The 11,146-nt window shown below is 54.6% G+C and carries 10 protein-coding genes and 1 riboswitch; of the genes, 4 read left to right on the top strand and 6 right to left on the bottom strand.

All coding sequences use genetic code 11. The features are described 5' to 3' along the window. Positions 1–218: 218 nt before the first annotated feature. From B3Z49_RS07645 to B3Z49_RS07630, 4 genes are all read right to left on the bottom strand, one after another. A complete protein-coding gene (locus B3Z49_RS07645; RefSeq protein ID WP_296989581.1) occupies positions 219–1,379 on the bottom strand; it encodes a protein kinase family protein in 1,161 nt (386 codons plus the stop codon). A 104-nt stretch (positions 1,380–1,483) separates the two neighbouring features. Continuing rightward, positions 1,484–2,533, bottom strand: a complete 1,050-nt coding sequence (gene meaB / locus B3Z49_RS07640; RefSeq protein ID WP_296989579.1) for a methylmalonyl Co-A mutase-associated GTPase MeaB — start codon at positions 2,531–2,533, stop codon at positions 1,484–1,486. 69 nt (positions 2,534–2,602) lie between these two features. Then, positions 2,603–4,756: a methylmalonyl-CoA mutase gene (scpA, locus tag B3Z49_RS07635; protein WP_296989576.1), complete on the bottom strand. Its 2,154-nt coding sequence runs from the start codon at positions 4,754–4,756 to the stop codon at positions 2,603–2,605. A gap of 2 nt (positions 4,757–4,758) precedes the next feature. Continuing rightward, positions 4,759–6,807: a methylmalonyl-CoA mutase family protein gene (locus B3Z49_RS07630; RefSeq protein ID WP_296989574.1), complete on the bottom strand. Its 2,049-nt coding sequence runs from the start codon at positions 6,805–6,807 to the stop codon at positions 4,759–4,761. Between the two features lie 136 nt (positions 6,808–6,943). Continuing rightward, positions 6,944–7,122, bottom strand: a riboswitch (cobalamin riboswitch). 286 nt (positions 7,123–7,408) lie between these two features. On the opposite strand from B3Z49_RS07630, the gene B3Z49_RS07625 reads away from it, so the two are divergent. Beyond that, entirely contained in the window at positions 7,409–7,831 is a 423-nt protein-coding gene (locus B3Z49_RS07625) for a response regulator (RefSeq protein ID WP_008888386.1), read from the top strand. Between the two features lie 58 nt (positions 7,832–7,889). Here B3Z49_RS07625 and phhA read toward each other — a convergent pair whose 3' ends face one another. Continuing rightward, positions 7,890–8,789: a phenylalanine 4-monooxygenase gene (phhA, locus tag B3Z49_RS07620; protein ID WP_296989569.1), complete on the bottom strand. Its 900-nt coding sequence runs from the start codon at positions 8,787–8,789 to the stop codon at positions 7,890–7,892. Between the two features lie 140 nt (positions 8,790–8,929). Between phhA and B3Z49_RS07615 the strand changes: the two genes are divergently transcribed. From B3Z49_RS07615 to B3Z49_RS07605, 3 genes are all read left to right on the top strand, one after another. Further along, the gene (locus tag B3Z49_RS07615; RefSeq protein ID WP_064779910.1) at positions 8,930–9,409 is read left to right on the top strand and encodes an Lrp/AsnC family transcriptional regulator; all 480 of its coding nucleotides are present in this window, start codon (positions 8,930–8,932) and stop codon (positions 9,407–9,409) included. A gap of 111 nt (positions 9,410–9,520) precedes the next feature. Further along, complete coding sequence (locus B3Z49_RS07610) at positions 9,521–10,531, top strand: asparaginase (RefSeq protein WP_296989566.1); 1,011 nt, start codon at positions 9,521–9,523, stop codon at positions 10,529–10,531. A 16-nt stretch (positions 10,532–10,547) separates the two neighbouring features. Continuing rightward, the gene (locus tag B3Z49_RS07605) at positions 10,548–10,868 is read left to right on the top strand and encodes a YnfA family protein (protein WP_120224147.1); all 321 of its coding nucleotides are present in this window, start codon (positions 10,548–10,550) and stop codon (positions 10,866–10,868) included. On the opposite strand, the gene B3Z49_RS07600 is transcribed toward B3Z49_RS07605, so the two are convergent. Then, the coding region (locus tag B3Z49_RS07600; protein ID WP_296989563.1) for a sensor histidine kinase at positions 10,865–11,146 on the bottom strand (282 nt) is incomplete at its 5' end. The two genes, B3Z49_RS07605 and B3Z49_RS07600, sit on opposite strands and share 4 nt — an antisense overlap.

Raw genomic sequence — 11,146 nt, 5'->3', positions numbered from 1 at the left:
GAGGATTGCAGGATGCTGTATATCGTAGAAAAAGCCCTGGATGAGCTCGAATCCGTACCGACCGAAAAGCGCGAAGGCCTCAAGCACCTTGATCAGGAAATCAATGATGCGGTCGAGAAGCTCAAAATCCTGAAGGAAAAACTGAAGGCCGCTGAAAACAAGTAAGCCAGCTTTAGCTCTATGTTTGATGAGGCCGCGCGTTTTGTGCGGCCTTTCTATTAGAACGGTATTTCATCGTCCCAGCCAGCGTTTTTCTCTTGATACCTCTTAATCCCGTCAAGTCGAGATGTTAGGTTTGCGAGAACTAGCCATTGCTTTTCGGTAGAGAGTTTTCGCAGAAATTTTAGGAAAACCTCTAGTGTTGATGTGTAGAAAACTTCATTTTTCCAGAATTTGAAACCGCCTTCGACGAATATACCTATTATCTTTTCCGGAGCATGAATGCGCTCCTCAAGCATGTTCTTTTTGTATACTTCTTCCAGTCCCTCAATGATTTCGGTCGTATCTGTAACGTATTTCGATGAGGTCCCGATTTCTGAAATAGCCTCGCACAAGCTTTCCGAGAACAGGCGGTAGGTCTGAATTTCTTCGTCTGTGAACTCTGTTTCTGCGTATTCTGTTTTAGCTATTTCTAACTTTATATCAGAGAACGATTTTGGTCGTTTTTCTGCATTGAGATCGCACATCTCTGCGATGATTTTAGCGTAATCATACTCGGATATGTGTGCATCATTTGCTGCTTTCGCAAAGAGCTGACCAACAAAGTAGATTTCCGTTCTGGTATCATATTGCCCTTTGTTAAACTCCAATGGTTTCTCGCACCACCAATTCAAAGATATGCTTTTATCAATATTGGTTTCTAATCCTGAAGATTCTTTCCCAAAACCGAAGTCTATTATTTTTGGTTCTCCATTGATATCAATCAATATATTGTCCGGTCTAATGTCCCTGTGAAGTATTTTCTTTTCTTCTAAGTAAGAAAATCCATTTATTGTTTTCTCAAAAATTGCACCTATTCTTGTTGGATTAGATTTTATGTGCTTTATTATATTGTCTCCCTGAATATACTCCATGGTTATGTATGATGTGTCAGATTCATTATAATCGAAGTAGCTATAAACTCTGACGATATTCAGGTGGTTGATTTGGAAAAGTATTTTCGCTTCTCTGCGGAATCTATCAAGTAGATCTCTAAATAGATCCGGGTTTTTGCGTTTTTCTATAATAGGCTTGTATTTTTTTGCGACGAGATCAATGCCCATCTCTTCGTCACGCATTAAAATGGTTTCTCCGCATGCGCCGTTCCCTAAGCTCTTTACGAATTTGTACTTTTGGGGGCGATTGAACTCGATTAGTTCCTTAACACGCGAGGTCTTCATTTTTAGTGCACCTAACTAACTCTGAGAGGTGCTAGTTTATCACTTTTTACTACTTTTAGTACCCTTTGGCATATCGCCAATGACCTCTTTGATAGTTCGCTCAACTAGCCGGTCTTGATCAGACCCAGCAATTCCTCGACCGCGGCGGTCGGGTTGGTGGTGCCCGATAAAACATCGGCCTCAAGCGCCTGAATTCGGCTTGCCACGTCATCACGCGCGGTAAAGGTTTCAAGCAACCGGTCGCGCAGCATCGTCCACATCCAGTCATGTTGCTGGCGGGCACGCTTGGCGGTGAACTCGCCTTCCTTTTCCATCACGGCGCGGTGCTGGTTGATCAGATCCCAGATGTTATCAAGCCCGTCATTGATGAGCGCTGAAACCATCACCGATTGCGGTCGCCAATGCTTGCTGGTGGGCTGCATGATTCGCAAAGCTGAGGAATACTCACGTTTTGCCTCACGCGCCCTGGCCGGGTCGGCATCTGCCTTGTTAACGGCAATCAGATCGGCAATTTCAAGCACACCCTTCTTGATGCCCTGAAGTTCATCACCCGCACCGGGCAGCATCAGGACAAGGAAGAAGTCGGTCATCTGCGCGACCATGGTTTCGCTTTGCCCGGCGCCAACGGTTTCGACCAGAACCACATCAAAGCCGGCGGCTTCGCACAGCAGGATGGTTTCGCGCGTCATGCGATTGACCCCACCCAGATAGCCACTGCTGGGCGATGGGCGGATATAGGCATTGGGATCAATCGAAAGTTCGTTCATCCGGGTCTTGTCGCCCAGAATGGACCCACCCGAACGCGCGCTGGTCGGATCAACGGCAAGCACGGCAACCTTTTTACCCGCCTTGGTCAGGTTCTTGCCAAACGCCTCGATAAAGGTCGATTTGCCGACACCGGGCACGCCGGTAATGCCGATGCGCTGCGACCCGCCCGTGTTGGGCATGAGTTCGGCCAGAACGGCCTGTGCCTGTTCGAAATGTTTGGGATTGCGGCTTTCGACCAGGGTGATCGCACGCGACAAAATGGTGCGGTCGCCTGCCAGAACCCCTTCGACGATTTCATCGGTCGAAAGCACGCGTCTGCGCACGGCCTTGCGCGGGCTGACCGTGCCGCCCGAGCCTGCAGGTATGGTGCGCAGCGTTTCTTTCACCAGGCGTTCCTTGAATTTGGCGCGTCTCACGCCAGCAAAGCGTTACGTCGGGTTGGAAGGAAACGGCGATCAGGCCGCTTCCTCACCAGACTGATTAAGCTTTTCTAGCAGGTCGCCAGCGGCTTCGGCAATGACCGTTCCGGGCGGGAAGATCGCCTCGGCCCCGGCTTCGAACAGTTTGTCGAAGTCCTGCGGCGGGATCACGCCCCCGGCAACAATCATGATGTCTTCGCGGCCAAGCTTGTCGAGTTCGGCCCGCAATTGCGGCACAAGGGTCAGGTGACCGGCGGCAAGCGAACTTGCCCCCACGATATGAACATCGTTTTCAACCGCCTGTTTGGCGGCTTCTTCCGGGGTCTGGAACAACGGGCCGATATCAACATCAAAGCCAAGATCGGCAAAGGCCGTCGCAATCACCTTCTGACCCCGGTCATGACCATCCTGACCCATCTTGGCGATCAGGATCCGCGGACGGCGGCCTTCATTGGCCTCAAACTGCGTGATCAGGCGATCAACCTTGGCCAGTGCTTCGTTGTCGGCCCCGACTTCGGTTTTATAAACGCCGGAAATCGACCGGATCACCGCCTGATGACGGCCATAGACCTTTTCAAGCGCATCGGAAATCTCGCCCACGGTGCATTTCGCACGCGCCGCCTCGACAGCCAGTTCAAGCAGATTGCCATTGCCAGCATCGGCGGCATTGGTCAGCGCGGTCAGCGCACTTTCAACTGCTGCGTTGTCACGTTCGGCGCGCAGACGTTCGAGTTTTGCGATCTGCTGACGGCGGACTTCGGCGTTATCGACCTGAAGAACATCGACCGGACGATCATCAGTCACACGGTATTTGTTCACACCGACCAAAGTCTGACGGCCGCTATCAATGCGGGCCTGCGTGCGGGCCGCTGCTTCTTCGATGCGCATTTTCGGAATGCCGGCTTCAATCGCCTTGGCCATGCCGCCTTGTTCTTCGACCTCAAGGATATGCGCCCACGCTTTTTCCGCCAAATCGCGGGTCAGGCGTTCGACATAGTACGAGCCACCCCACGGATCGATAACATTGGTGGTGCCGCTTTCCTGTTGCAGGAACAACTGGGTGTTACGCGCAATCCGGGCCGAGAAATCGGTCGGCAGGGCCAAGGCTTCGTCCAGTGCATTGGTATGCAGCGACTGGGTGTGTCCCTGTGTGGATGCCATGGCCTCAACACAGGTGCGGATGACGTTGTTAAACACATCCTGTGCGGTCAATGACCAGCCCGACGTCTGGCTGTGGGTGCGCAGCGACAGCGATTTGGGGTTTTGCGGATCAAACTGTTTGATCAGCTTGGCCCAGATCATGCGGGCCGCGCGCATCTTGGCAATTTCCATGAAGAAGTTCATGCCAATCGCCCAGAAGAACGAAAGACGCGGAGCAAACTTGTCAATCGGAAGGCCCGCCGCCTGACCAGCGCGGGCATATTCAATGCCATCGGCCAGCGTATAGGCCAACTCAAGGTCAGCCGTCGCACCCGCTTCCTGCATGTGATAGCCGGAAATCGAGATCGAGTTGAATTTCGGCATGTTTTGCGAGGTAAAGGCAAAGATGTCCGATATGATCCGCATTGAGGGTTTCGGCGGATAGATATACGTGTTGCGCACCATGAATTCTTTCAGAATGTCGTTCTGAATGGTGCCCGAAAGCTGTTCGTGCTTCACACCCTGTTCTTCGGCGGCGGCAATATAAAGCGCCATCACCGGCAGAACCGCACCATTCATGGTCATGGAAACCGACATCTCATCAAGCGGGATGCCATCAAAAAGGGTGCGCATGTCATAGATGCTGTCAATCGCCACACCGGCCATGCCAACATCACCGGCAACGCGCGGATGATCGCTGTCATAGCCACGGTGGGTTGCCAGATCGAAGGCAATCGAAAGCCCCTTTTGCCCGGCGGCAAGGTTGCGGCGATAGAACGCGTTGGATTCCTCGGCGGTGGAGAAACCGGCATATTGGCGGATTGTCCAGGGACGTTGCACATACATGGTCGGGTAGGGGCCGCGCAAAAACGGCGGCATGCCCGGCATGGTGTTTAAATGATCAATGCCATCCAGATCCTTGGGCCCGTAGGATGATTTGACATCAATGCCTTCTGGCGTGGTCCAGGGCGTGCTTTCAAACGGGTCCTTGGCACCTGCGGACGCGCCATCAAACAGCGGAAGGTCGGAGAAATCAGGAATGCGGGTCATGGTTATTTCTCCCCCTGTTTGCCAAGAAGATGATCAAGTGCGGTACCGCAAATGGCAAGGACATCGGCCCCGACAAAAACAAACTCGTTAATGCCGGCTGCTTCGTAATCGGACCTGGCATCGCCCGGCTGGCCAGCAAGATAAACCATGCTTGCCCCCTTGGCTTTCAGCGCCTTGGCAACATCCGCTACCATGTCGGCATATTGCGCGTCTGATCCGCAAATGATGGCGATCTTGGCCCCGCTGTTGCCAAAGGCGGTTGCAACATCATCGGCAGTGGCAAAGCCGTTATTGGTGATCGCCTCGATCCCGCCGGCTTCAAAGAAGTTGCGGGCAAAACTCGCACGTGCCGTGTGCTGGGCGACCTTGCCAAGATTGGCCAGGAAGACCTGCGGGAAGAATCCGGTCTTTGCCTTATGCGCATCAGACCGCTTGCGAAGCGCCTCATAACGTTCGGCAAGGCGATGGGCAGGCAGGGCGCCGATACATGTCGCGGCGCTGGTACCATAAAGATCGGTAAACATGTGCCCGATGGTGGCACCTGAGCGGGCGGCCTCAATCATGGCATTAAGGCTGTTGCCGACCGTGCCATCAAACTTGGTCTGGCGGGCCTTGGCATCTGCAATGATCGCCTCAAGGTCCGGCCTTTCGCAGGTGACCTTGGTCTCAGCGATATTGGGGAATTCCGACACACCGGTCAGCGGATCACGACGGGTCGACAGGCGTTTTTCACGCGCATTCCAGACGGTCTCGATCTCGGTCTTAAGGCTGCCATTGGCAAGGGCACTTAGAATACCCCCCGAAGATTCAAGCGACTGGAATTTCGACCAGGCGGCCTTCGCCAATTCCTTGGTCAGGTTTTCAATAAACCACGAACCACCAGCCGGATCGATGACCCGGTGCACGTTGCTTTCTTCCTGCAAGATCAGTTGGGTGTTGCGCGCAATGCGTCGCGCAAAGCCATCCGGCAGGCCAATCAAATGATCATAAGGCAGGCAGGTCACACTATCGGCACCACCCAGACCAGCGGCAAAGCTCGTCACCGTGGTGCGCAGCATATTGACCCACGGATCAACCTTGGTCAGGGCCATTTCGGCCGAAACCGCATTGATCGTAATCGTCGCATCCTCGGCACCCGATGCCGAAAGAATGCGGCTCCACATCATGCGAAGCGCACGCAGCTTTGCGATCCCGGCAAAGAAGTCCGTGCCGATGGCGACGTTAAACACCATCGCACCCGCGGCCTGATCAACCGCCATCCCGGTATCGGTCAGGGCGCGCAAATAGGTCACCCCGCTTGCCAGCAAACAGGCCAGTTCCTGACCATCGGTGGCCCCGGCATTATAATAAGGCGCGCCATTCACCGAAATCGCGGTCGCCAGCGGGAACAGATCAATCAGCTCGACCGCAACACTTGCCGCATGATCAACTGCGTGCTGCGCCCCACAGGGCAGGGTGCCGGTGGATACCAGGGTTCCGATCGGATCGATGTTAAAGGCCGGTGCGGCTTCGTCGGCACCATCGGTATTCGCGATATGGGCCGCCAGAAGTGCTGCGGCCGGAACACCTGCCGCCCCGGCATCAAGCCCGACGGTGGCAAGGTTGGTGTAAACATCCTCAAGGGCCGTATCGAGATCAGCCAGACACTGAATGGCAATCCCGTCAACACCGACCTCGGCAGAACTGATTTCGCGCCCGGCGCGGGCAGCGGCATCAAGCCTTAGCGTGATTGAGGTGGCCCCATTTTCAAGATCTTCAAGGATTGCGGCATTGGTGGCCTTGGGATCGGGATGGGTGTGAAGCTGGCGGATATCCCAGCCGGTAACGGTTTCGCGCGGCTCGACCGTGGCATTAAGAACTTCGTGGATCAGCCGGGTCGCGTCATCCTGATCGTCATTTGTATAGATCGGCTGAACGGAAAACCCATCAAGCGTATTGGTGACAAGCTTCTTCTCGAACGGTGCCCCTTTAAGGGCCTCTTCGGCAAGCTTGCGCCAACTTGCATAATCAGCAGATGGAAATTCGGATGCGAGCTTTAGCGGGTCGGACATGGTTTCTCCCGGCTTGGTGTGTCCCGTCCTTGATGCGACTCCATATGGAGCCTCCATATGGCGTTGGGCACGGAACGTTGCCAAATTCTATTCTACTACGGATTCCCAGTACCCGGTACACCCCGCCCGGCCCATTTCATGCCAAGAAAACACCATCGGTATTCTGACTCGCGAGAAAGCCTGCAAAAAGGCCGTCACGCTTACAGTTGCGGGGGCAGCTCCGGGCTTGGCCAAAGTGCGCTAAGGCACGGCCGCACCGGATTCCCGATCCTGTTTTCCGGTCACATTCGCGACATGGCGGTTTATAGCACCTGCCCCTAATTCCGTAAATAGGCATGGAAATACCTATTTAGACGGATATCAATCCCGATAAATCAGGTTTCCGTAACGTTATGTTGGCGGAAACATTGGGGTTTTGCCCGTGTGTTTATGGTTTGGGCGTCGCATGGTTCCGATCATTGCGGCCTTATACTTTCGCGGCACGGGTGCGAGATCGGGGTGAAGGCGGAACATTGCGTGGCAAAAATTTGGCGGGTTTAACCAATTTGACATTTTCGTCTGTCAGTTTGGACTTGTCCCAAAACTCGGAGTATCGCCATCCATGAACGCGCTCAGCGCCATGCCGTCGCAATTTTGTCCTGATGGACTGGTTGCGTTCGCCGACGACAGTCCCAGCGCTAAGGCAGCCCTTGAAACAGTGTTGCGTCGGGCAGGATATGACGTGGCCGGTTTTGATTGTGCCGATGATCTGATTGATCAGCTGGACGGGCTTTATCCCCGTGCCATCATTCTTGATATTGAAATGCCGGGTATGAGCGGCTTTGAAGCGTTCTGCGAAATTCGCCGCCGCTATCCCAACAGCCAAAACGTGCCGGTTTTCTTCTTCTCGGCCCATTATGATGCCGACACCCGCGCACAAGCCGATGCGCTTGGGGCGGCCGATTTCATCAGCAAGGACGCCAGCCCGAAAGTGGTGCTTGAGCAACTCAATCGGGTGCTGGGTCATTCCATCAGTGCCTGCTAGCAGTACTGCCAGATCGGCTCTGCCTTGATCAATCCTGAACGGATCGCCACGCCCTGCCTTATGCAGGGCGTTGTTGTCTGTGGGTCCTGTGGGGCTCCTCGCCCAGGGAAATGATGCTGTCTGCGGCCCCATGCACATGATAAAGCCGGTCTGTCGGCAAGGTGGTCGCCGGATCAATCGCCGGCTTCTTGGCGAGCCGATCATAGATCGGCGCCAGTGGCACATTCATCGCGTCAAACAACTGATCGTAACTTTCCAGAACGAAATAGGTTTTCTGGAAATCATCAATCGCATAATCCGTGCCCATGACGCGTTCAAGCTCGAACGCAACCCGGTTTGGCGTGGGATCGGTGACCGAATAGATGGTTTCGGTTTGCGATGACAACATGCCCGCACCATAAGCGCGCAAGCCATGCGGGGTCATGATCAGGCCAAACTCCACCATGTACCAATACATCCGCGCCAGCTGTTTCAGGCCGCCCATCGCAATGGCCTCTGGACCCTTGGCGCCATAGGCCGCCAGATAGTCGGCAAAGGTCGGGTCATAGAGCATCGGCACATGACCAAAAAAGTCATGGAAGATGTCGGGTTCGACCAGATAATCCATTTCCTCGGGCGTGCGCAGCCAGACCGTAACCGGGAACCGCCGATTGGCAAGGTGGTCAAAAAACACATCATCTGGCACCAGCCCCGGAACAGCCACAAGATGCCAGCCGGTCGCCGCATGAAGCTTCTCGCTGACCCGGCCGAAATGCGGAATCTGATCCGCCGCATCAAGTTTCATCAGATTGCGAATGTAATCCTCGGCAGCATAGCCGGGCAAAATGCGCGACTGGCGGTCATAAAGTTTGCGCCATAGTTCGTGCTCGGCCTCGGTATATGTGCTCCAGTCCTGATCGATGGTGTAGTCGTCATTGATGTGGCTGTAGTCACCACGCAGATCGTTTCCCTGATTCATGGCCGTCCTCTTTCGGGTTCTATTGCCGATTTACAAGGATCATTTTACATCAACTCTAATGTCATTTTCTGGCCAATAGGGCATCGAAATCGGGTATGATGTGCATATTGTGACCTTGTTGGTTTGATTTGGGGTTTAAAATGACCGACGTGACGCTAAGCGCGACTGATATCCGGATCTTGCAGGCCCTGCAAAAGGATGCCGCCATCAGCAATGTCCAACTTGCTGAAATGGTCGGCATGTCCCCATCGCCGTGTTTGCGTCGGGTCAAACAGCTTGAGGCATCCGGGGTGATCAAACGTCAGGTCGCCCTTCTGGATCGGAAGAAACTTGGCTTTGGGGTGCTGGCGACCATTCAGGTCCGCTTGCAAAGCCATACCGAACAGGGGGCGGAGGATTTCGCCCGCGCGATGAATGATCTTCCGGAAATCCTGTCCTGCTGGGCGATGACGGGGCGGCAGGATTTTCTGCTGGTGTCCGTGGCACGCGATATCGAAAGCTTTGGCGATTTTGTCACCCATCAGTTGCTTTCAATGCCCAATGTACGCGATGTGCAATCCAGTCTGGTTTTGAAGGAATACAAGAACCTGACGGCCATACCGTTGCCGAAAGGTGTTTAACGGCAGCCTTCAGATGGCGGGCACCTTCGCAGTTGCAAGATTTGCCATACTTGATTTTCCACCGGTGTTTCAGGCATAGACTGATCAACCCACCAAAGCCGGAGCTTTAAAATGCCTCAGTCAATCGCTGCCAACCCGATCCTTGTCGAAGCCACACGCGGCGATATGGTCGAAAGTTTCCATCGCGGCCGTTACGTCGTGATGACGTCTGACGGGACGGTGGTTGATCAGGGCGGTGATATTGATGCGCTGATGTATCCGCGATCTGCGATCAAGCCGCTTCTGGCCATTCCGTTTGTTGAAAGCGGCGCAGTCGAGGCCTTCGGGCTTGAGGACAAACACATCGCCCTTGCCTGCTCATCGCATAATGGCGAGGAAGAACACGCCCAAACCGTCAAGGCATGGTTGGAGAAGATCGGTCTTTCTGTCGATACGCTGGAATGCGCGCCGCATTATTCACTCAGCCTGAATGCCGCGATTAAACAGGCGTCCGATCATGTGAGCCTGACCAAGGCGCACAACAATTGCTCTGGCAAGCATTCCGGGTTCCTGTCGACCGCACAGCAGTTGGGCGAAGACCCGGCTGGCTATATCGAAGAATCCCATCCGGTTCAGCAACGCCTGATCAAGGTGTTGGAAGAAATGGGCGAATGCGATCTGTCTTCGACGCCGCGCGGTATTGATGGTTGCGGTATTCCGGTGATTGGCATGCGGTTGCGTGATCTGGGCCTTGCCATGGCGCGGATGGCCGATCCGGCGGGCCTTGATGCCAAACGCATTGATGCGATCAAGCGCATCCGAAAGGGCTGTGCAAATGTGCCCTTCATGGTTGCCGGAACCGGGCGTTTCTGCACCGGCATCATGGAAGAATGCGGCGAAGATGCGCTGGTCAAGGTCGGCGCAGAGGGGGTCTATTGCGCGGCCTTCCCCAAACAGGGGCTTGGTGTGGCGCTTAAGATCGATGATGGCACCCAGCGCGGGGCAGAGGTTGCGATGGGCGCGATCCTGCGCAAACATGGCGTGATTGATGACGCCAAGGCCGAGGTCTTGAAGAAATACCTGACCCCGGTTCTGACCAACTGGGCGGGAAAATATGCCGGGGACTTGCGCCCGGCCTTCTGATCAAAACGGGGAACAGATGCAAAGCATTGCGGCCTATATCTTTGCAGCCATTGCCGAAATTGCCGGGTGTTTTGCCTTCTGGGCCTGGCTTCGATCCGGGAAGTCGATCCTTTGGGTCGTGCCGGGTGTGGCATCCCTGATTGTCTTTGCCTGGCTTCTGACCCGGGTCGAGGCCGACTTTGCCGGGCGGGCCTATGCGGCCTATGGCGGGGTTTACATCACGGCATCAATCTTCTGGATGTGGGTGGTTGAACGCACCACTCCCGACCGCTGGGATGTCACCGGATTGCTGGTTTGCCTTTTGGGTGCCGGGATCATCCTGTTTGCCCCGCGTTAGGTCTTGGTTTTTTCGGATTTTTCGTCGGACTTTTTGCCGGTGCGGTCTTCGGCGGGCAGAAGAACGTGGAATGTCGTTCCCTTCCCCATTTCGGTTTCAAACCAGATGCGCCCGCCGTGGCGCACCGTGACGATGTCATGGGTGATCGAAAGTCCCTGTCCCGTGCCCTTGCCGACTTCCTTAGTGGTAAAGAACGGGTTGAACACCTTTGACCGGTTTTCCTTGGCAATGCCGGTTCCGTTGTCGGAAATCGAAATCAGGATGCTGTCATCAAGCGA

The sequence above is a fragment of the Thalassospira sp. UBA1131 genome (assembly GCF_002311515.1).
Taxonomy (GTDB): Bacteria; Pseudomonadota; Alphaproteobacteria; order Rhodospirillales; family Thalassospiraceae; genus Thalassospira.
The sequence above is the reverse complement of the archived record's forward strand: the minus strand, read 5'-3'. Positions and strand labels throughout refer to the sequence as shown.

Bases quoted from the DNA above. Each gene is read 5' to 3' on its own strand.
- B3Z49_RS07645 (WP_296989581.1), bottom strand. From the start codon at position 1,379: ATGAAGACCTCGCGTGTTAAGGAACTAATCGAGTTCAATCGCCCCCAA.
- scpA (WP_296989576.1), bottom strand. From the start codon at position 4,756: ATGACCCGCATTCCTGATTTCTCCGACCTTCCGCTGTTTGATGGCGCG.
- B3Z49_RS07630 (WP_296989574.1), bottom strand. From the start codon at position 6,807: ATGTCCGACCCGCTAAAGCTCGCATCCGAATTTCCATCTGCTGATTAT.
- B3Z49_RS07625 (WP_008888386.1), top strand. From the start codon at position 7,409: ATGAACGCGCTCAGCGCCATGCCGTCGCAATTTTGTCCTGATGGACTG.
- phhA (WP_296989569.1), bottom strand. From the start codon at position 8,789: ATGAATCAGGGAAACGATCTGCGTGGTGACTACAGCCACATCAATGAC.
- B3Z49_RS07615 (WP_064779910.1), top strand. From the start codon at position 8,930: ATGACCGACGTGACGCTAAGCGCGACTGATATCCGGATCTTGCAGGCC.
- B3Z49_RS07610 (WP_296989566.1), top strand. From the start codon at position 9,521: ATGCCTCAGTCAATCGCTGCCAACCCGATCCTTGTCGAAGCCACACGC.
- B3Z49_RS07605 (WP_120224147.1), top strand. From the start codon at position 10,548: ATGCAAAGCATTGCGGCCTATATCTTTGCAGCCATTGCCGAAATTGCC.